The sequence below is a fragment of the Rhizobium sullae genome, from assembly GCF_025200715.1.
Classification (GTDB): domain Bacteria; phylum Pseudomonadota; class Alphaproteobacteria; order Rhizobiales; family Rhizobiaceae; genus Rhizobium; species Rhizobium sullae.
The window spans coordinates 1,433,728-1,451,861 of the sequence record NZ_CP104143.1; the positions used below are offsets into that span (position 1 = coordinate 1,433,728).

The following is an 18,134-nucleotide window of genomic DNA, read 5'->3' on the forward strand; positions in this document are numbered from 1 at the left end:
AACAGGGCTTTCGCATATGGACCGTCTCGACCGCAAGATACTGCGCCTTTTGCAAGAAGATTCGACTTTGGCTGTGGCCGATCTCGCCAAGAAGGTGGGGCTTTCGACAACGCCCTGCTGGCGCCGTATCCAGAAGATGGAAGAGGACGGCGTGATCAAGCGCCGCGTCGCCATTCTCGACCCCGAGAAGGTCAACACCAAGGTCACGGTTTTCGTCTCGATCCGCACGGCGACGCATTCGATCGAGTGGTTGAGGCGCTTTTCAGAAGTCGTCTCCGACTTTCCGGAAGTGGTCGAATTCTACCGCATGAGCGGCGACGTCGATTACCTGCTGCGCGTGGTCGTGCCGGATATCGCCGCCTATGACGCCTTCTACAAGCGGCTGATCGCCAAGATCGAAATCCGCGACGTCTCCTCTGCTTTCGCGATGGAGCAGATCAAGTATTCGACGCAACTGCCGCTCGACTACATGATGCTCGACAATGCGAAGTCCAGCGATGATTGAGTCGAGGTAGCAGCACAAGCGACGTTCGCTGTTTGCGCTGCCGAATCCCCATCGCCCTTATTCCTGCCCCCGTCACAGGAATGAGGAGATGGGGGCGATGACGGCTCAAAACAGCAACGTTGGAGGATCGGTAACGCGAGACAGGAACCCTGCCTGCTGCTCATGCCCGGACGAGGCCCGAACTCCTACTTCAGCCGCCCAATGACTTTCCCGTTCGTCAATTCCCTGATGGCGTCCTTGCCGATCCAGCGGGCGGTCTTGCCGGGGCTTGCGGCAAGGCGTTCGGCCAGCGCCAGTGCCGGGGTGTGGCAGGCGCGGCTGCGCTTGCCGATGTTGCGGAGTGCCCAGTTCACGGCCTTGCGGACGAAGTTGCGCGGGTCGGCGGAATGCGCCTCGATCAGGGGGAGCCAGGCGAGGAGGATTTCGTCCGAGTCCTGCTTGCGGTGTACGGCGGCGCCGGCGATCATGGCGAAGGCGGTGCGGCGGACGAACTCGCGGTTGTCGGCGGCAAATTGCGGAATCAGGTCATCGAGCCTCGCCTCGACGAAGAGGTCTGCGGCGCAATCGACGATTTCCCAGGAGTTGAAATCCTCCGCCCAGCGGCGGGCTTCCGCAGGCGTGAGCTTCGTCGGCTCGGCGGTGTAGAGGGCCAGCATGCGCGCCTCGCGGATATCGCCGGCCCAGAGTTCGAGTGCCCGTGCGTGGTTCTTCTTTACGCTGCGGGCGATTTTCTGGAGATCGGGATTGGAGATGCCGAGCGCCGTTTCGGTGACGATGCCGAAACGGGCCATGCCGGCGACGTTCTCCTCCGAGCGCAGCGTCTCAAGGTGCGCGATGAGTTCGGCTGCGCTTGCGGAGGGACCGATCATTTTTCCAATCGCGCCAGAAGCGAGGACGTATCCCAGCGGCTCCCGCCGATCGCTTGGACGTCGCCGTAGAACTGGTCGACAAGGGCGGTCAGCGGCAGTTTTGCGCCGTTGGCGCGCGCTTCGGTGAGCACGATGTCGAGATCCTTGCGCATCCAGTCGACGGCGAAACCGAAGTCGTATTTGCCCTGGTTCATTGTCTTGTGGCGGTTTTCCATCTGCCAGGAACCGGCGGCCCCCTTCGAGATGACGTCGATGACCTTTTCGATGTCGAGGCCGGCGCGTTTGCCGAAATGGATGCCTTCCGCGAGGCCCTGGACGATGCCGGCGATGCAGATCTGGTTGATCATCTTGGTGAGCTGCCCCGAACCTGCCGGACCCATGAGGCCGACCATGCGGGCATAGGCGTCGATGACGGCCCTTGTCTTTTGGAAGACGGCTTCGTCGCCGCCGCACATGACGGTAAGCACGCCGTTTTCCGCACCCGCCTGGCCGCCGGAAACCGGGGCGTCGATGAAGTCGCAGCCCTTTGCCTTGGCGGCTTCATTAAGCTCGCGGGCGACTTCGGCACTCGCCGTGGTGTTGTCGATCAGCACGGCGCCTTTCTTCATGCCTTCCAGAACGCCGCCTTTGCCGATGGTGACCGAACGCAGGTCGTCGTCATTGCCGACGCAGGTGAAGACGAAATCGGCATTCGCCGCCGCTTCCGCGGGCGTCGGTGCGGATTTGCCGCCAAATTTCGACACCCAGGCCGCAGCCTTGGATGCCGTGCGGTTATAGACCGTGACGTCGTGGCCGCCCTTCGTCTTCAAGTGACCTGCCATGGGGAAGCCCATGACGCCGAGACCGATGAACGCGACTTTTGCCATATGCCAGATCCTTCTCCTGAATTTCGGCATGATTAGCCGAAAGTGCCGCGGCAGGAAAGCCGAACTGAAGCCGGCCCGGTTCGGCTGCGAAAATCCTCCGCAGCGCGCTTTGGAATAAAATTTCGCCGAAGGGGAATATTCCGGTCAGGAAAATTTCGGTAGCGGCAAAAACTCACAAATATAATTGTCGAGAAAATTTATAGACATTATCATTATCAAGTCATCGCAACGACCGGCAGATTCAGGGAAGCTGCCGCGAAGGAAGGGGATTGCCATGATTTCTCGACGCCAGACGCTCGGACTTTTCGGTGCTGCTGCAGCGGCAGCCGTTCTGCCTGCCATCAAACCAGCACGCGCCGCCACCACCGAGTTCCGGATCGGCTGGCAGAAGAACGGCGTGCTCGCACTTGCCAAGCGGCGCGGGGCGCTGGAGAGCCGGCTTGCCGATCGCGGCATGACGGTCAGCTGGTCGGAATTCACCTCCGGTCCGCCGTTGCTCGAGGCGCTCGGTGCCGGTGCGCTCGACTTCGGTGCGACGGGGGACGTGCCGCCACTCTTTGCGCAGGCGGCAGGTGGCCAGCTCTATTACGTCGGAACCTATCGCGGAAGCCCGGCGGGCTCGGCGATCCTTGTACACAAGGACTCTCCGATCAAGACGCTCGAAGACCTGAAGGGCAAGAAGGTTGCCTTCAAGCGCGGATCAAGCGCACATAACGTAACGGTAAAGGCCTTACGCAAGGCAGGGCTGACGATCGATGATGTCCAGCCGCTGGATCTTGCGCCGCCGGACGCGGCCCCTGCCTTCAAGAACGGCAGTATCGATGCCTGGTCGATCTGGGATCCCTATCTTGCGATCGCCGAGGTCGATCCGGACACCCGCATCCTGACGACAGCCGAGGGCATCGTTACTTCCTATAGCTATTTCCTCGCCAACCAGGAATTTACCGATGCCAACGGCCAGGTGATCGTCGACGTGATCGACGAACTCGGCAAGGTCGGCAAGTCGGCGCAGGGCAAGCTCGACGATACGGTCAAGGAGCTCTCCGAAATCACCGGCGTGCCGGCCGAGGTGACGCGGGTGACTCTTTCGCGGCCTGGTGCCGATCTCGGCGCGGTGACGACCATCACAGATGATGCGGCGGCCTACCAGCAGGCGCTTGCGGACGAATTCTACAAGCTCGGTATCGTGCCGAAGCAGCTGACGACGGGCGATATCGTCTGGCGGCCGAAGGCGAGCTGATTCAGTTTCTCATTCTCAATGGAGATTTCACAATGAGCGCCTCATCCAAGCCCATCGATTTCCTGTGGTTCATTCCGACTTCCGGCGACGGGGCCTATCTCGGCTCCAGCGAACTGACCCGCGCGCCGGACATTGGCTACATGACCCAGATCGCGCAGGCCGCCGACCGGCTCGGCTATTCCGGCGTGCTGCTGCCAACGGGCGTTGCCTGCGAGGAATCCTTCGTGACGGCGGCAGCCCTTTCGGCCAAGACCGAGAGGCTGAAGTTCCTCGTCGCGATCCGCCCCGGCACGGCGTCGCCGGCCTATTATGCCCGGTTGACGACGACGCTCGACCGCATCTCGAACGGCCGCGTGCTGCTCAACATCGTCGTCGGCGGCAGCCCGGGCGAGCTTGCCGGCGACGGCATCCATCTGGACCATGACGAGCGCTATGCGCATGCCGACGAGTTCTTCACGATCTGGGAAGAGCTGTTGGAGAAAGGTGTTGCGAGCTTCGATGGCAGGTACGTCAAGGCGACCGAGGCTAGGCTCGGCTTTCCGTCCGTCCAGAACCCGCGACCGCCGCTCTATTTCGGCGGGTCGTCGGATGCCGGGATCGATTTTTCGGTCGGCCGCGTCGACAAGTATCTGACCTGGGGCGAGCCTCCGGCGCAGGTGGCTGAAAAGATCGAGAAGGTGCGCGCGGCTGCGGCCAAGAAGGGCCGCGAAGTGAGCTTCGGGATCCGCCTGCATTTCATCGTCCGCGAAACCGACGAGGAAGCATGGGCGGCGGCCGACCGGCTGATCTCCAAGCTCGATGATGCGACGATCGCGGAAGCGCAGCAGCGCTTCGCCAAGGAGTCCGATTCCGTCGGCCAGGCGCGCATGGCCGCCCTTCACGGCGGTCACCGGGACAAGCTGGAAGTCTCGCCCAACCTCTGGGCGGGTGTCGGCCTGGTGCGCGCCGGCGCAGGCACGGCGCTAGTGGGTTCACCGAAGACGGTGGCCGCGCGGCTTCGCGAATATCAGGACCTCGGCATCGAGACGGTGATCGGCTCCGGCTACCCGCATCTGGAAGAAGCCTATCGCGTCGCCGAACTTCTGTTTCCCGAACTCGGGCTCGGGCTCGAGGAGCAGCGCCACGGTTTCAAGAGCGATTTTGGCCGCCACCGGGTCTTCGGCGGCGGCAGCCATGGCGGCAACCTGAAGATCGTTTCCGGTTCCTGATGTCAAACCGAGCGAGGAGATAAGCATGTCGGTTTTCGAAACGCCGTTCACGGAGACGATCGCGGGGCGGGAGCGCCGTAAGGCCCGACTCGGCCTTCCGCTTCCAGGCCGTGCAGCGCTGCTGCCCTACCTGGTGCCGCTCGCGATCATTCTCGCCTGGCAGGCGGCGTCTTCGGCGGGCCTGATCTCCTCGCGCGTCATGCCGTCGCCGGCGGATGTGGCCGTCGCCTTCTGGTCGACTACGCTATCCGGGCAGCTGCCGCATGACGTTCTCGTCAGTGCCGGCCGGGCCTTCGCGGGCCTCATCGTCGGCGGTTCGATCGGCTTCCTGCTCGGGATCGCCAACGGCGTCTCGAAGATTTCCGAGCAACTGACGGACACGACGCTTCAGATGCTGCGCACCATCCCGCATCTGGCGATGATCCCGCTCGTCATTCTCTGGTTCGGGATCGGCGAGGAATCGAAGCTGTTCCTCACTTCGCTGGGCGTGCTTTTCCCGGTTTATCTCAACACCTATCACGGCGTGCGCAATGTCGACCGCGACCTGATCGAGATGGGCAGGGTCTACGGCATGGGCGGCTGGACGCTGTTCCGCAAGGTGATCTTTCCCGGCGCGCTGCCCTCGATCTTCGTTGGGCTGCGCTATGCGCTCGGCATTATGTGGCTGACGCTGATCGTTTCGGAATCAATCGCCGCGTCTTCTGGGATCGGCCATATGGCGAACAATGCCCGCGAGTTCATGATGACGGATGTCGTCGTGCTGGCGCTTGTGATCTATGCCGTGCTCGGCAAGCTCGCTGACGTCGTGGCGCGGGCGCTGGAGCGGCAGGCGCTGACCTGGAACCCGGTCTATCAGAAATAGGAGAGACGCGATGACCGTCATCACGCATGAGCGCTTCCAGGGAGCCCGGGAGCCGGAATACGAGACGGAAGCAGCCGACGCGCAAGCCGGTGCCGCTTCGATCACGCTGACGGGCCTTGAGAAAAGCTTCGGCGGCAACCGGGTTCTGCGCGGCATCAACCTACATATCCCGGCGGGGCAGTTCGTCGCGGTAATCGGCAAGAGCGGCTGCGGCAAGAGCACGCTGCTGCGCATCCTGATGGGGCTCGATCAGCCGACAGCGGGCGATATTCGTTTCGACAGCGCAGATGGCGGTGCAGGCGAGCCGAACGCGCGCATCGTCTTCCAGGAGCCGCGGCTGCTGCCATGGCTCAGCGTCGCGGAGAATGTTGCCGTCGGGCTCGGCGACAAGGTGGAGAGGCGGTTGGGACTGGCGGAAGCGGCGGCGGTGCTCTCCGAAGTCCAGCTTGCGGAAAAGGCATCCGAATGGCCGTCACGGCTTTCCGGCGGCCAGCGGCAGCGTGTGGCGCTTGCCCGGGCGCTGGTGAGCAAGCCCGGCGTACTGGCGCTTGACGAACCGCTCGGGGCACTGGATGCGCTGACGCGCATCAGCATGCAGGAACTTATCAACCGCGTTTGGCGCGAACTCGGCTTTACCGCCGTCCTGGTGACGCATGACGTCAGCGAGGCGGTGCATCTGGCCGACCGGGTAATCGTGCTCGATGAGGGGCGGACCGCGCTCGACCTGGCGATCCCTTATCCGCATCCGCGCCGGCACGGCAATTCCACACTCGCCGAGCTAGAGGGCAAGCTGCTCGCGGCGATCCTCGGCAAGGAATCGGCGCGTTAGTGGACCTGGCTTGTCTCACGTTCGACAAAGGCCTGGAAATGATCGAGCGCTATCTCGGTGCCCTGCAGGCGCAGGCCTTCATCGGCGTAGCCGTCGAGGAAGACGACCTGCTCGGTGAAGACCATCTTCGTGCCGGCGGGTCCTTCTTCGAACGTGACGGTCGCCAGTGAGGCGGAGATGCGTTTTTCGCCGAGCTTCATCTCGTAGGCATAGATGATGCGGGCGTTTTCAATGACGTCGAGATAATGCGCGTCATAGGCGTGAAGCAGACCTTCGCTATCTGCGACGTGGTTTCGTTCCTTGCCGCCGGGGCGGAAATCAAGGCTGTATGCCAACGAAACCCAATCGTCATGGCAGGCAAACCATTTCTGCTTGGACGCCGGATCGGCCCAGGCGCGGAAGGCACGGGCGGGCGAGGCGCGCAGATGGCGCTCGATGACAATCGTCGAGTGGACGGCGGAGTGGCTGCTCATGGCGTCTGTTCCTCCTCTGCGAGAAAGTGGTCGAGGCGGTCGAAGCTCATGTTCCAGCTTGCCTTCCGCTCGGAAATCCAGCGATCGAGATGGCCAAGCGCCTCCTGCTGCAGGCGATAGGTGCGGACGCGGCCATTCTTCTCCGAATGCACGAGGCCGCTCGCTTCCAGTACGGTCAGATGCTTCATCACCGTCGGCAGCGTCATGGAGAAAGGCCTTGCCAATTCCATGACGGAAGCAGGGCCGCGGCCGAGGCGATCGACCATGCCGCGGCGGCTGCGGTCCGACAAAGCGTGAAACATCCGGTCGAGGGCGGCAGGTTCCATGATCATGCGGAAGGCATCTCGTTGCGGATGCGCTCGGGGAGCTGGCGACTATAGGGGTAGAACTTGAAGTAGGGCAATGCCTCCTTCAGAACCCGCGCAAAGGACGGCTGACCGAGCAGGCGTTCGTAATAGGCGCGAAGCTTCGGCTGGTCGTCGCCGAAGGGGACGAGCGTTTCGGCATAAAAGAGGGCGGGTGCGGCGGCGCAATCGGCCATCGTGAAGCTGTCGCCCGTGATCCACTGGTTGCCGCCGAGCTGCTGCTCGATCATACCGTAGGCCGTCGCGAGCGTGCCGCGCGCCTCTTCTACTCCATGCGGATCCTTGCGGCCCTCCGGGCGAAGAGTATCGGTGACGATCTTCTGCAGCGGCGCCTGCACGTAGAGATCGAAGAAGCGATCCCAGAGGCGGACGCGAAGCGCCCGGTCGATATCGTCCGGCAGCAGGCGGACGGGGCCGGGGTAATGCCGGTCGAGATATTCGATGATGATGCTCGTCTCGGGGATCGTGCTGTCCAGCGCCTCATCGCGCAGGACCGGCATCTTGCCGACAGGCCAGAAGCGGAAAAGATCGGCGCTCGACGCTTCATCCATCAGATCGACGATGCGATTTTCGAAAGGCGTGCCGTTCTCGTAAAGCGCGATCAACACCTTGTGGCAGAAGGAGGCGAGGGGGTGTCCGTAAAGAACGAGCGACATGGAACGAGCCTTCAGTGATCGGAAAGTTTACTGAATGGCTAAGTATCAGGTGATGGGGCGGAGCGCAAGGAATGGTTTGCCGGTTGGCTAACTATTGAGAAGGTGAGGCGGCGAGCGTGGCGGTTCCTGGCGCTGACCGGGCTCGGTGATCCGACGGTTGTCCACCCGAAAGCAGCAGGATCGAACATGAGCGGCGGCAAGCTTTGAATTCGACGAACTGCTTCGTTCGTCTATGAATCGGATGAAGCCATTGGTTGTGCAATCACTGAGCGGTTTCCGCCTAAAATGGTCTGCTAGGCGAGCCGCGCGATCACGAGATGCCCTGGGCTAGGCTGGCCTTCCTGCATGCGGACATTGATTTCCGTCATTTCTACCAGGCTGAAGCCGGTGGCGGTCAGGCGGTCGCGGATGTAGGATTCGGCGTGCAGGAAGCGCTGGTGTGGGCCGACCATATAGGGATGGCTTTTAGCGGCGGTTTCGGGCAACGTTTCGGAGGAGAAGACGAAAAGGCCGCCGGGCGTCAGGTTTTCGGCGGCGCCGAAGAAGAGCGGTTCCAGGGCACCGAGATAGGGCAGGACGTCGGTCGCGGTAATGAGGTCGAAGGCGTCCTCGTCGTTGTCGTCGAGGAAATCCTCGACCTCGGCGACGAAGAGGGTTTCGTAGAGGTCCTTCTCATGGGCGATCTCGACCATGTTTTCGGAAATGTCGATACCGGTCATGTCGTCGCAGAGATCGCGCAGCGTGCCGCCCGTGAGCCCCGTGCCGCAGCCGAGGTCGAGCATGCGCTTGAAGGGGCCGAGCTTCAGCTCCTGCAGGCGCTGGCGCACCAGCAGGGGGACGTGGTAGCTGAGCTGCTCGACAAGCACATCTTCGAAGACTTCGGCATGCTGGTCGAAGAGGGTCTCGACATAGGCATCCGGCGCTTTGGCCGGCGTGTCGCCGCGGCCCATCGAGGCGATGCGGACGGCCGCGCCGCCGTGGTCTTCAGGGTCGATTGCCAGCACTTCCTCGTAGGCTGTCACGGCAGCGTCGATGTCGCCGGCCTTTTCGAGGGCAAGGGCACGGTTATAGGCTTCCGCAAGCGCTTCTTCGTCGATCTTCTTTGCCATCGCCGGTCACCATCTTTTTGAGTTCAGGCAAGCCTCTAAGGCGGCTTGCCGCCTTTTGCAATGGCGACCGTGCGGGAGCAGAATATGGGCCAAGCAGTCCGTCGATAAGAGAAGGAGGAATTACCATGGATACGGAGCTCGGAAAGACGGTGGACGGCGATACGCCCCCCGAGATCATGCGGCCTTCGCTTCCCGCGAGTCAGCCGGAGATCACCAATACGCTCAGTCACTACTACCGCGGCGAACTCGGGCGCATGACGAGCTGGCGGGATCGCATCGACCGGACATCGAACTGGGCGATCACGGTGGTCGCGGCCTTGCTCTCTGTCTCGCTGTCGACGCCGACCGCGCACCATGGTGTGCTTCTCTTCGGAATAATGCTGATCTCGCTGCTCTTGCTGATCGAGGCGAGGCGCTACCGTTTCTTCGACATCTACCGGGCCCGCGTCCGGCAGGTCGAAAAAAACTATTTCGCGCAGATCCTGTCACCAGACGCGAATTCCGTGCGTGATTGGGGTCCAGTGGTCGCAAGCAGCCTGCGCAAGCCGAAATTCCTGCTCACCTATCATGCGGCCGTGCAGCGGCGGTTACAGCGGAACTATAGCTGGATGTATCTTATCATGCTGCTTGCATGGGCGCTGAAAATCACGACTCCGAAGCTGCAGGCCGAGGGCAGCACGCTGACGCATGCGCAGTCCTGGACCTATGTGATCGACAATGCCGTGCTCGGGCCGCTTCCCGGGCTCTTGGTGATTGCCCTTGTGGCGGCCTTTTATCTCGCCATCCTTTACGGCGTGTTGCGCCGGGAACCCGACCAAGGCGAGTTCATCCGCGGCGAGGCACATGTCTAGCGGGCGGCCTTAATGCAGGATGAAACCGCCCTTCAAGGCGCGCCATTCCGTTGCCGAGATCAGCTTGCGGTGGACGTAACGCACCGAATGCAGCGGGCCGTCCAGTTTTTCCTGCCAGAATTTCAGGAAGCCGCGCATTTCGGGAAAATCCGGAGCAAGATCGTATTCTTGCCAGATGTAGGTCTGCAGGATCGTCGGGTGATCTGGCAGACGGTAGAGGATGTGGGCGGTGGTCAGCCCGTATCCCTGAAGCTGCTTTTCGAAGTCCTTGTTCATTTCAGCCTCGCTTTCGTTTCCATTCAACGCTTGAACATTATGGAAACATCGCTCGGTTAACGCAAGCTTGACGGATGCGGAAGAAAAGGATATTTAGTTTTAGTTTCAAATACTTGGCAGCACTCTCGCATGAGTGCTGCCAGCGATCAGCGCTTCAAGTGCCGTGTCAGGCGACGCTCAATCCAGTTCCAGAAATGCCGGAGCGCCTCGACCATCGATAGATAGAAGATCGCAGCCCAGAGATAGGTCTGGTAGTCGAAGGTGCGCGAGAAGGCATAGCGGGTCTCGCCCATCAGATCGAGCACGGTGATGATGGCGACGACGGCTGAACCCTTGATCAGCAGGATGATTTCATTGCCGTAAGGGCGCAGCGCCACGATGAGCGCCTGCGGCAGGACGATCTTGCGGAAGGCAACCGCCTTGTGAATGCCGAGTGCCGACGCCGCCTCGTGCTGGCCATGCGGCACGCTTTCGATGGCGCCGCGCAGGATTTCGGCCTGATAGGCGGCGGTATTGATAGTCATCGAAAAGAGGCCGCAATACCAGGCGTCACGGAAGAACCACCAGAGGCCGGCGGATTCGAGCTGCACGCGGAAGCCACCGAGGCCGTAGTAGATCAGGAAGAGCTGCGCCAGGAGCGGCGTGCCGCGGAACACGTAGACGTAGCAATAGGCAAGCGTGCTGATGATCCTGTTCCTCGACATGCGCGCGAAGGCGAGCGGCAGCGAAAGCGCTGCACCGAAGATAACCGAGATCGTGACGAGCAGAATGGTGGTGCCGAGCCCATGCAGGTAGCGCGGCCCGTAGCGCGTGAACTTGTCCACGTCCCAGCCGGCGATCACCATGTAGATCAGGCCCGCGGCAAGCAGCGCCCACAGGAGGACGAGGAGCGAGCCGACAACGCGCGTGCCGGTTAACGGCTTCACGATTTCCTTCGGCGCCGGCTGTGGCGGGATGAGGGTTTCCGCATAGCTCACCGGCGGACCTCCGATCGCTTCGCCCAGCGTTCGATATAGCTGAGGCCGATCGACGAGATGACCGCCAGCGCAAGGTAGAGGGCGCAGGCGATGATGTAGAAGAAGAAGGCCTGCTTGGTGACGCGGACGGCGACGCCTGTCTGGCGCAGGATGTCGGCAAGGCCGATGATCGAGACGTAGGACGTGTCCTTGAGCAGGATCATCCACAGGTTCGTGAGACCGGGAAGCGCAATTCGGATCAATTGCGGCAGGACGATCAGGCCGAGCGTGCGGCCGTGATGAAGGCCGAGCGCATACCCGGCTTCGTACTGGCCCCTCGGAATAGCGCGGAAGGCCGACAGCAGCACTTCCGCGCAATAGGCGGAAAAGACCACCGAGAGCGCGATCATGCCGGCTATGAAGGCATTGATCTCGACCCGCTGCTCAGAGCCGAACGAGAAGAGCACTGACTGGATCAGGATCTGCATGCCGTAATAGATGATGAAGAGCGTCAGCAACTCGGGCAGGCCGCGGAAGATCGTGGTGTAGATGCCGGATGCGAGCCGCACGGACTTTTCTTCCGATTGCTGGCCGAGCGCAACGAAGAAGCCGATGACGAGACCGACGGGAAGCGTCAAAAGCGCCACGCTGACGGTGGTCTTCAGGCCGAGCGCGATTTCGTCGCCCCAGCCTGCATTGCCGCAGGCGAGGATGGTCGATGGGCCGAACCAGGTGAAAACGCCGGCAGGTCCGCACAGCGGATCGAAGATATATCCTATCCAGGCCCAGAACGAGCCCAGCGCGGAAGACAATCCGCCCATGCCAACTTTCCCCTCACGGCTTATGCCGTTTTGATCTTTCCATGGTTGTCAAACAAAAATGGCGGAAGAGCAAGCCTTCCGCCACCGTCTTTGCCGGTCAGTTACAAGTTTTCCTATTCGCCGTAAACGTTGAAGTCGAAGTACTTGTCCTGGATTTCCTTGTACTTGCCGCTGGCGCGGATCGCTGCGATTGCGGTGTTCAGTTTGTCCTTGAGCGGGTCGCCCTGACGCACGGCGATACCGGCACCCTCGCCGTTGATTTCCTTGTCGACGGGAAGCGTCGTCAGGATCTTGCAGCAGGCGCCGGCTTCCGACTTGACCCATTCAGAAAGAACGACGACGTCGTCGATGGCGGCGTCGATACGGCCGTTCGAAAGGTCGAGCTTATACTCGTCGGCGGTCGGATAAAGCTTGAGCTCCGTGTCGGCAAGGTGCTTTTCGGAGTAGTTGGCGTGCGTCGTCGAGGTCTGCGCGCCGATCGTCTTGCCTTTCAGGCCGGCGACGTCGGCGATCGTCGAGTCCTTCGGCACGGCGACGGCCGGCGGCGTGTTGTAGTATTTGTTGCTGAAGTCGACGAGCTTCAGACGCTCCGGCGTGATCGACATGGACGAAACGATCATATCGAACTTCTTGGCCTGCAGCGCAGGGATGATGCCGTCCCAGTCGCTGCTGACGAAGGAGCATTCAGCCTTCATTTCCGCGCAGAGCGCCTTGGCGATGTCGATGTCGAAGCCCTTGATCTCGCCACTGGCGTCAACGAATTCGAAGGGCGGGTAGGTCGAGTCGGTGCCGATCACGTACTTCTCGCCATCGGCCATTGCCGAACCTGCGAAGAGGGACATCGCGGCGAGCGAGGCTGCGGCGAGAAAACGGGTGGAGATACGCATGATGATCCTCTCTGTTGGTTGGCCGCTGCGTCTTCTTCTTATCCGCCAGCGGCCTGAATTCGGCGGGCATAGACACCGCCTTGGCCCGATAATCAAACCTTTTTTCCGCAAATTGCAACTGGAATCGCAGCGGAATGGTGCGGCGCAAACTGTGGCAAAGATGAACGGTAGCGAACCGCAGCATTCATACCGGGTTAATGACGGGCTTCCTAAAACAACAGGAACAAATCCGGATTTGGGCGATTTCGCTTTCGAATCCGCCCAAGAATCGCCGGAACGCCTCAGCAGGCGTTCCAAAAGGTTCTAACAAGAAGACGAGGAAACCCAATGGGTATGAAATCAAGATTGTTTGCCAGTGCGGCTTTCCCGCTGCTTTCGCTGTCGCTGGCCATGTCGCCAGCCGATGCAGCGACTGCGGCCGGTGGAAGCGCCGTTCGGCCCGCACCGCAGGTGATCAGCGGCAGTTACGAGGTGGCGCAGGATGCTGCGCCTTCGGAAGAAGAGCTTCTGAAGAAGAGACGCAAGCGGCCAGCAGAGCAGCCTGCGCAGGAGCAGCAGCCGGAGGCAGCACCGCAGCGGGAGGCACCGCAGGCCGAACAGGAAGCGCCGCGCCGCAAGCGGCGCGAGGCAGCACCCGAGCCGCAGCAGGCTCCGGAAGCACAGCAGGCTCAGCCGAGCGAAGAGCAGCCGCGGCGCAAGAAGCGTCAAGCCGCACCGGAGCAGGCCGCTCCCGAACAGCAGCAGGAGCAGGTAGCCCCGGAGGCGCCGCGCCGCAAGCAGCGGCAGGCAGCGCCGGAAACCCAGCAGGCGCCGGAAGCAGAGCAGGCTCAACCGAGCGAAGAACAGCCGCGGCGCAAGAAGCGTCAAGCCGCACCGGAGCAGGCCGCTCCCGAACAGCAGCAGGAGCCGGTAGCGCCGCAGCAGGGCGAAGCGCAGCCGCAGGCTGAAGAGCCGAAACCGCAGACGGAAGAGGCACAACCTGAGCAGCAGCGTCCGCGTAAGCGCGACAAGCAGCAGGCGACTGAAGGCGAGCAGCCTGCAGTGAAGCCGGGCCGGAAACCCGCCACGACTGCCCAGCCGGAACAGAAGCCGGCCGAGGACCAGGCTGCTCCTGAGAAGCCTCCCGTGCCTGCCAAATCACCGGAAAAGCCGCCGGTACCCGCAGAGCCGGGCGAGGCGCAGAAGCCCGCTGAAGGCGGCGAACAGCCGCTGCAACAGCAGGGCGAACAGGTGCCTGTCCAGCCAGGAGCGCCGACTGGCGAACAGCCGGCCGGTGGTGCGCAGCCGACGGAGCAAGCCATTCCTGCGCCTGAGAAGGTGACCCCGGAAGAACTCGAACGCCGCAAGCAGATCGCCGAGGATCCGAGCAAGAGCAACGAGACGGTGGTCCTGCCAGTCGAGAACGGTGCCGCCGTGCTCGACAGCGACAAGGATGCGGACCGCACTGCCGGCCAGGGCGGACGGCGTCAACGCGACCGTCAGCGTGCGGCAGAGCAGCAGGTCATCGCCGCGCCGAAATCCGACGCCGATGCGCAACTCGCGCCGGAAGGCCAGCGCCGTCCTCCAGTCAAGTTTGAAGCGGTGACGAGCGAAGAGGGCCGCAGGCTCGACCGCAGGCCGGAGTTCATGAGCCCCGAAGGAGCGCGCGTCGAGCGCTACGAGGGTGACGACAACCGCATCATCATGCAGTTCAACAACCGCATCGTGGTGCGCAGCGATGACGACCGTCGCTTCCTCAGGGACGGCGAACAGCCGATCTACGAACAACTTTCGCGAGACCGCTACCGCGAGACGATCGAGCGCCCGGAAGGCTATCGCATCGTGACCATCCGCAACCGCTATGGCGACATCATTCAGCGCTCGCGCATCGATAGCGGCGGCCGCGAATATGTTCTCTACTATTCGCCGGAACTCTACGATGATCCGGACCGCGGCTACTTCGAGGATCCGGGCGCCGATCTGCCGCCGATGCGGCTGGCTATCCCGGTGCGCGACTACATCATCGATACCAGCAGCGATCCGGACCGCGATTATTACGAGTTCCTGAGCGAGCCGCCTGTGGAACCCGTCGAGCGCGTCTATTCGCTGAACGAGGTGAAGTATTCGGCCCGTATCCGCGACAAGGTGCGCCGCATCGACCTCGATACGATCACTTTCGCGACGGGTAGCGCCGAGATCCCGATGAGCCAGGCCCGGAGCCTGCGCAAGGTTGCGGATGCGATGAACGAGGTGCTTCAAAAGGATCAGAGCGAGACCTTCCTGATCGAAGGCCATACGGATGCCGTCGGCTCCGACCAGAGCAATCTCGTCCTTTCGGACCAGCGTGCCGAATCAGTCGCCAACGTGCTGACGGATGTCTATGGCATTCCACCGGAAAACCTCGCCACGCAGGGTTATGGCGAGCGCTATCTGAAGGTCAATACGGACGGTCCGGAACAGGAAAACCGCCGCGTGACCATCCGCCGTGTCACGGCGCTGGTGCGCCCCGTCGCGTCGAACCAGTAAGGCGTGCGTTTCACCTTCTCCCCAGCGGGGAGAAGGTGGCCCGCAGGGCCGGATATGACGGGGACGGTGCGGCAAACTCGCCCGTCGCTTATCGCTCCGGCCGTTCTCTCCTGTCGTCGCTCACGCCCTCATCAGTGCTAAGGGACATCTTCTCCCCGCTGGGGAGAAGGGGAGGCTTCTCCTAGACCGATCCTGGCGGCGATGAAATCGGCGATCTCTGTCGTATCATCGAGATTGAAGACCGGCAGGTCGGTGTCCGTGATGGGATGGTCGGCGGCGATGGCGCAGATATGCGGGTCGGCCGGTGCCAGCGGATCGCGCCTGGCGGCTTCCTGGCGGCGCGCTTCGATCTTCGGGATCGGTTCGCGCTTGTAGCCTTCGATCAGCACCAGGTCGCAGGGCGCGAGGCGGGCGAGGATTTCCTCGAAGCTTGGTTCAGGTGCTCCGCGCAGCTCGTGCATGATGGCGTAGCGGGTGCCGGACACGATCGTTACCTCATGCGCACCCGCCTGGCGGTGGCGGTAGCTGTCGGCGCCGACCTTGTCGATGTCGAAATCGTGGTGGGCGTGCTTTATCGTCGAGATGCAATAGCCGCGGCGGGTGAATTCCTCGACGAGGCGGACGGCAAGGCCGGTCTTGCCCGAATTCTTCCAGCCGGCGATTCCGAAAATGCGTGGTCCGGTCATGACAGCACCTGCAGCCAGCGTTCGGCTTCCACCAGGTCGTCCGGCGTGTTGATGTTGAAGAAAGGATCGAGAAGGCTGGCGCGCGTCGGATGCAGCGGGAAGGAAACTTCCGCTACGTCATGCCGCAAGAGGAAGTCGCGCACGCGGCGCTTTTCGTCCGTCGCGATCCAGCCGGCGAGTTCCTCCGCGAGCGAAATCGGCCAGAGGCCGAAGACGGGATGGGGGCGGCCTTCAGAGGCGGCGATTGCGATCTTTGCCGGGGAATCGATTGCGGCTGCGAAATCCGCGACGAGCTCTGCAGGGAAGAACGGGCTGTCGATCGAGACTGTCACGACGTGGCTGACGCCGGGAAGCGCGGCGGCATGCGCCATGGCTGCATGGATGCCGGCCATCGGTCCCGCTTTGCCGGGGACGATATCCGGTATGAACGTCAATCCGCATTGCGGCTCGCTGTCGGCATTCACCGCAATTATAGAGACCTGCGGAGATAACCGCGCGATGGCATGATCGAGCAGCGAGCGGCCGCCGAGCATGACGGAGGCCTTGTCCTGGCCCATGCGCGACGAACGGCCGCCGGCAAGGATGACGCCGGGGATTTTGGTGTTCTGCAAGGAAAAATCGGCCATGGCGGTTCTCAGACTGGGCTTCTGGGTTCGGATTCCTGCGCCATTGGCGGCACGCGGCGTTTGGCCTCGCGATAGAAGGTATAGAGGCCGGACGCGATGACAACCGCGGCGCCACAGAGCGTCCAGAAATCCGGCACTTCGGCGAAGAAGAAGACGCCAAGAAGCGCTGAGAAGATCAGGCTCGTATAGCGGAAGGGCGCGACGAAGGAGATCTCGCCGGTGCGCATTGCGAGGATGACGGATTGATAGCCGATCAGCACCAGGACCGAAGCAAGCAGCAGGTGCAGAAGCGAGGTGAGGCTGACGGGCTGCCAGCCGCCGAGCGCCGGCATCAGGAGCGCGCCGAAGAAGGCGACCGACATGGCAGTAATGACGGTCACCATTAGCGAGGGGATTTCGGGATCGATGGAGCGGGTTGCGAGATCGCGCCCCGCCGTCACCAGAACGCTGGCGACGCAGAGAAGGGCGGCTGGAGTGAAGCCTTCGGGACCGGGACGGATTATGATGAGGACGCCGACGAGGCCGACAAGGATCGCCGACCAGCGCCGCCAGCCGACGGGCTCGCGGAAGAAGAGCGCTGCCCCGAAGGTCACGACAAGCGGCAGGGACTGTAGGATGGCCGAGGCATTGGCGATCGGCATCAATCCGAGCGCCGTGATATAGGTGATTGCAGCGATCACTTCGCAAACGATGCGCAGGATGATGACCGGTTTCAGCACGATGCGCCAGGAGCGGAGCGCGCCCAGATGGCGGGCGATTAGATAGACGAGAATGCTGGTGAAGACGCCGCGGATAAAGATGATTTCGCCGGCGTTCATATGGCCGATGACCGACTTGGAGAGGGCGTCGCTTGAGGAGAAGCCGGCCATGGCCATGCTCATGAAGATTGCGCCCTGGGTATTGCGAGACCGCGGCATGAAAAGAGATTCCTGGTTTTTATGCCGTCCTTTTAGAGGGGATCGCTCATCAAGGGAATCGAATGAAAGTCACACCCGAAATAAATCGATTGCGCAGTGCACAATAAGCGGAATCGATCCCGGGTTTGGGTGGCCGCGCGTTGATCAAGTCCCGGTTTTCCAAGGCAAATCCTCTTTGTTGCGGCGGCGCATTAAGCCTTCATCAATGTCATTTCCGCAAACTTTGTCCGTTCAGGCGGAACATAGGCTTTGCCACGCGGAATGAATGCGGTGGTTTTTTAGTCTTCGTTCGTTGAGGCATATTCCAATGCATTTCATCGACCGTCTTGCAAGGCCGCCGTATGTCACGAAAGTCCTTCTGTTCGTCGTCCCGCTGGTCACCGAGATTTCGGCGGCGACCAGCGAACAATCGACCGGCATCGAGGAGGTAACCCGCGCGGTGAACGACGTCGAACTCATCACGCAGCAGAACGCGCGATGGTCGAGGAGAACAATGCCGAAATCCACGGCCTGCGTCAGCACGTCGACATGCTTTCCGAAAAGATCGAGCGGTTCCGCACGCGCTGGCCGGAGGGCGAAGTGGTCTCTCGTTGGAGGCAAGACCGGGCGGCCTGATAAGATCGCCAG

The 18,134-nt window shown here is 62.0% G+C and carries 21 protein-coding genes and 1 pseudogene; 9 read left to right on the forward strand and 13 right to left on the reverse strand.

Going from position 1 to position 18,134, the window contains the following annotated elements:
• Positions 1-16 precede the first annotated feature (16 nt).
• Positions 17-505, forward strand: a complete 489-nt coding sequence (locus N2599_RS07245; RefSeq protein ID WP_027511876.1) for an Lrp/AsnC family transcriptional regulator — start codon at positions 17-19, stop codon at positions 503-505.
• A 185-nt stretch (positions 506-690) separates the two neighbouring features.
• Here the strand turns inward: N2599_RS07245 and N2599_RS07250 are convergent, their stop codons facing one another.
• Together N2599_RS07250 and N2599_RS07255 are read right to left on the reverse strand one after the other, a co-directional pair.
• Entirely contained in the window at positions 691-1,374 is a 684-nt protein-coding gene (locus N2599_RS07250; RefSeq protein ID WP_027511875.1) for a DNA alkylation repair protein, read from the reverse strand.
• Positions 1,371-2,240: an NAD(P)-dependent oxidoreductase gene (locus N2599_RS07255; RefSeq protein ID WP_027511874.1), complete on the reverse strand. Its 870-nt coding sequence runs from the start codon at positions 2,238-2,240 to the stop codon at positions 1,371-1,373. The genes N2599_RS07250 and N2599_RS07255 overlap by 4 nt, the downstream gene beginning before the upstream one ends.
• A 274-nt stretch (positions 2,241-2,514) precedes the next feature.
• Here N2599_RS07255 and N2599_RS07260 point away from each other — a divergent pair, with 274 nt between their 5' ends.
• Genes N2599_RS07260 through N2599_RS07275 form a run of 4 tightly spaced genes read left to right on the forward strand, consistent with a single transcriptional unit; the run spans position 2,515 to position 6,379 of the window.
• Positions 2,515-3,480 carry an aliphatic sulfonate ABC transporter substrate-binding protein gene (locus N2599_RS07260; RefSeq protein WP_027511873.1) on the forward strand — a complete coding sequence of 322 codons (966 nt, stop codon included), beginning with the start codon at positions 2,515-2,517 and terminating at the stop codon, positions 3,478-3,480.
• Between the two features lie 32 nt (positions 3,481-3,512).
• Complete coding sequence (gene ssuD, locus N2599_RS07265) at positions 3,513-4,688, forward strand: FMNH2-dependent alkanesulfonate monooxygenase (protein ID WP_027511872.1); 1,176 nt, start codon at positions 3,513-3,515, stop codon at positions 4,686-4,688.
• 25 nt (positions 4,689-4,713) lie between these two features.
• The gene (locus tag N2599_RS07270) at positions 4,714-5,550 is read left to right on the forward strand and encodes an ABC transporter permease subunit (RefSeq protein ID WP_027511871.1); all 837 of its coding nucleotides are present in this window, start codon (positions 4,714-4,716) and stop codon (positions 5,548-5,550) included.
• A 10-nt stretch (positions 5,551-5,560) separates the two neighbouring features.
• Positions 5,561-6,379 (forward strand): ATP-binding cassette domain-containing protein, encoded by an 819-nt coding sequence (locus N2599_RS07275; protein ID WP_027511870.1) that lies wholly within the window; start codon positions 5,561-5,563, stop codon positions 6,377-6,379.
• Here N2599_RS07275 and N2599_RS07280 read toward each other — a convergent pair.
• From N2599_RS07280 to N2599_RS07295, 4 genes are all read right to left on the reverse strand, one after another.
• Positions 6,376-6,852 (reverse strand): SRPBCC family protein, encoded by a 477-nt coding sequence (locus tag N2599_RS07280; RefSeq protein WP_027511869.1) that lies wholly within the window; start codon positions 6,850-6,852, stop codon positions 6,376-6,378. The two genes, N2599_RS07275 and N2599_RS07280, sit on opposite strands and share 4 nt — an antisense overlap.
• Positions 6,849-7,184 carry an ArsR/SmtB family transcription factor gene (locus N2599_RS07285; RefSeq protein WP_027511868.1) on the reverse strand — a complete coding sequence of 112 codons (336 nt, stop codon included), beginning with the start codon at positions 7,182-7,184 and terminating at the stop codon, positions 6,849-6,851. Before N2599_RS07285 ends, N2599_RS07280 begins: the two co-directional genes overlap by 4 nt.
• A complete protein-coding gene (locus N2599_RS07290) occupies positions 7,181-7,873 on the reverse strand; it encodes a glutathione S-transferase family protein (RefSeq protein WP_027511867.1) in 693 nt (230 codons plus the stop codon). The genes N2599_RS07285 and N2599_RS07290 overlap by 4 nt, the downstream gene beginning before the upstream one ends.
• A 293-nt stretch (positions 7,874-8,166) precedes the next feature.
• Positions 8,167-8,982, reverse strand: a complete 816-nt coding sequence (locus tag N2599_RS07295; protein WP_027511866.1) for a class I SAM-dependent methyltransferase — start codon at positions 8,980-8,982, stop codon at positions 8,167-8,169.
• Positions 8,983-9,107: 125 nt separating this feature from the next.
• On the opposite strand from N2599_RS07295, the gene N2599_RS07300 reads away from it, so the two are divergent.
• Positions 9,108-9,833, forward strand: coding sequence for a DUF2270 domain-containing protein (locus N2599_RS07300; protein ID WP_027511865.1), 726 nt, complete (start codon positions 9,108-9,110; stop codon positions 9,831-9,833).
• Positions 9,834-9,842: 9 nt separating this feature from the next.
• Here the strand turns inward: N2599_RS07300 and N2599_RS07305 are convergent, their stop codons facing one another.
• From N2599_RS07305 to N2599_RS07320, 4 genes are all read right to left on the reverse strand, one after another.
• The gene (locus N2599_RS07305; protein ID WP_027511864.1) at positions 9,843-10,109 is read right to left on the reverse strand and encodes an usg protein; all 267 of its coding nucleotides are present in this window, start codon (positions 10,107-10,109) and stop codon (positions 9,843-9,845) included.
• 146 nt (positions 10,110-10,255) lie between these two features.
• Entirely contained in the window at positions 10,256-11,086 is an 831-nt protein-coding gene (locus N2599_RS07310) for an ABC transporter permease (RefSeq protein WP_027511863.1), read from the reverse strand.
• Positions 11,083-11,886, reverse strand: coding sequence for an ABC transporter permease (locus tag N2599_RS07315; protein ID WP_027511862.1), 804 nt, complete (start codon positions 11,884-11,886; stop codon positions 11,083-11,085). The genes N2599_RS07310 and N2599_RS07315 overlap by 4 nt, the downstream gene beginning before the upstream one ends.
• A 113-nt stretch (positions 11,887-11,999) precedes the next feature.
• Positions 12,000-12,773 carry an ABC transporter substrate-binding protein gene (locus N2599_RS07320; protein ID WP_027511861.1) on the reverse strand — a complete coding sequence of 258 codons (774 nt, stop codon included), beginning with the start codon at positions 12,771-12,773 and terminating at the stop codon, positions 12,000-12,002.
• Between N2599_RS07320 and N2599_RS07325 the strand changes: the two genes are divergently transcribed.
• Together N2599_RS07325 and N2599_RS07330 are read left to right on the forward strand one after the other, a co-directional pair.
• A complete protein-coding gene (locus N2599_RS07325) occupies positions 12,772-13,080 on the forward strand; it encodes a hypothetical protein (RefSeq protein WP_027511860.1) in 309 nt (102 codons plus the stop codon). The genes N2599_RS07320 and N2599_RS07325 overlap by 2 nt on opposite strands.
• Before the next feature lie 20 nt (positions 13,081-13,100).
• Positions 13,101-15,278, forward strand: a complete 2,178-nt coding sequence (locus N2599_RS07330; protein ID WP_027511859.1) for an OmpA family protein — start codon at positions 13,101-13,103, stop codon at positions 15,276-15,278.
• Positions 15,279-15,415: 137 nt separating this feature from the next.
• Here N2599_RS07330 and mobB read toward each other — a convergent pair whose 3' ends face one another.
• The 3 genes from mobB to N2599_RS07345 are packed head-to-tail and all read right to left on the reverse strand — an operon-like array spanning position 15,416 to position 17,507.
• Positions 15,416-15,964 carry a molybdopterin-guanine dinucleotide biosynthesis protein B gene (gene mobB / locus N2599_RS07335; protein ID WP_027511858.1) on the reverse strand — a complete coding sequence of 183 codons (549 nt, stop codon included), beginning with the start codon at positions 15,962-15,964 and terminating at the stop codon, positions 15,416-15,418.
• Positions 15,961-16,590, reverse strand: a complete 630-nt coding sequence (mobA, locus tag N2599_RS07340; RefSeq protein ID WP_027511857.1) for a molybdenum cofactor guanylyltransferase MobA — start codon at positions 16,588-16,590, stop codon at positions 15,961-15,963. The genes mobB and mobA overlap by 4 nt, the downstream gene beginning before the upstream one ends.
• An 8-nt stretch (positions 16,591-16,598) precedes the next feature.
• A complete protein-coding gene (locus tag N2599_RS07345) occupies positions 16,599-17,507 on the reverse strand; it encodes a DMT family transporter (protein WP_027511856.1) in 909 nt (302 codons plus the stop codon).
• A 373-nt stretch (positions 17,508-17,880) separates the two neighbouring features.
• Here N2599_RS07345 and N2599_RS07350 point away from each other — a divergent pair.
• Positions 17,881-18,122: pseudogene (locus tag N2599_RS07350) on the forward strand (hypothetical protein); the annotation flags it as partial.
• Positions 18,123-18,134 lie beyond the last annotated feature (12 nt).

Excerpts from the sequence above, each read along its gene's own strand:
- N2599_RS07245 (WP_027511876.1), top strand. The coding sequence starts at position 17 with ATGGACCGTCTCGACCGCAAGATACTGCGCCTTTTGCAAGAAGATTCG.
- N2599_RS07250 (WP_027511875.1), bottom strand. The coding sequence starts at position 1,374 with ATGATCGGTCCCTCCGCAAGCGCAGCCGAACTCATCGCGCACCTTGAG.
- N2599_RS07255 (WP_027511874.1), bottom strand. The coding sequence starts at position 2,240 with ATGGCAAAAGTCGCGTTCATCGGTCTCGGCGTCATGGGCTTCCCCATG.
- N2599_RS07260 (WP_027511873.1), top strand. The coding sequence starts at position 2,515 with ATGATTTCTCGACGCCAGACGCTCGGACTTTTCGGTGCTGCTGCAGCG.
- ssuD (WP_027511872.1), top strand. The coding sequence starts at position 3,513 with ATGAGCGCCTCATCCAAGCCCATCGATTTCCTGTGGTTCATTCCGACT.
- N2599_RS07270 (WP_027511871.1), top strand. The coding sequence starts at position 4,714 with ATGTCGGTTTTCGAAACGCCGTTCACGGAGACGATCGCGGGGCGGGAG.
- N2599_RS07275 (WP_027511870.1), top strand. The coding sequence starts at position 5,561 with ATGACCGTCATCACGCATGAGCGCTTCCAGGGAGCCCGGGAGCCGGAA.
- N2599_RS07280 (WP_027511869.1), bottom strand. The coding sequence starts at position 6,852 with ATGAGCAGCCACTCCGCCGTCCACTCGACGATTGTCATCGAGCGCCAT.
- N2599_RS07285 (WP_027511868.1), bottom strand. The coding sequence starts at position 7,184 with ATGATCATGGAACCTGCCGCCCTCGACCGGATGTTTCACGCTTTGTCG.
- N2599_RS07290 (WP_027511867.1), bottom strand. The coding sequence starts at position 7,873 with ATGTCGCTCGTTCTTTACGGACACCCCCTCGCCTCCTTCTGCCACAAG.
- N2599_RS07295 (WP_027511866.1), bottom strand. The coding sequence starts at position 8,982 with ATGGCAAAGAAGATCGACGAAGAAGCGCTTGCGGAAGCCTATAACCGT.
- N2599_RS07300 (WP_027511865.1), top strand. The coding sequence starts at position 9,108 with ATGGATACGGAGCTCGGAAAGACGGTGGACGGCGATACGCCCCCCGAG.
- N2599_RS07305 (WP_027511864.1), bottom strand. The coding sequence starts at position 10,109 with ATGAACAAGGACTTCGAAAAGCAGCTTCAGGGATACGGGCTGACCACC.
- N2599_RS07315 (WP_027511862.1), bottom strand. The coding sequence starts at position 11,886 with ATGGGCGGATTGTCTTCCGCGCTGGGCTCGTTCTGGGCCTGGATAGGA.
- N2599_RS07325 (WP_027511860.1), top strand. The coding sequence starts at position 12,772 with ATGATGATCCTCTCTGTTGGTTGGCCGCTGCGTCTTCTTCTTATCCGC.
- N2599_RS07320 (WP_027511861.1), bottom strand. The coding sequence starts at position 12,773 with ATGCGTATCTCCACCCGTTTTCTCGCCGCAGCCTCGCTCGCCGCGATG.
- N2599_RS07330 (WP_027511859.1), top strand. The coding sequence starts at position 13,101 with ATGGGTATGAAATCAAGATTGTTTGCCAGTGCGGCTTTCCCGCTGCTT.
- mobB (WP_027511858.1), bottom strand. The coding sequence starts at position 15,964 with ATGACCGGACCACGCATTTTCGGAATCGCCGGCTGGAAGAATTCGGGC.
- mobA (WP_027511857.1), bottom strand. The coding sequence starts at position 16,590 with ATGGCCGATTTTTCCTTGCAGAACACCAAAATCCCCGGCGTCATCCTT.
- N2599_RS07345 (WP_027511856.1), bottom strand. The coding sequence starts at position 17,507 with ATGCCGCGGTCTCGCAATACCCAGGGCGCAATCTTCATGAGCATGGCC.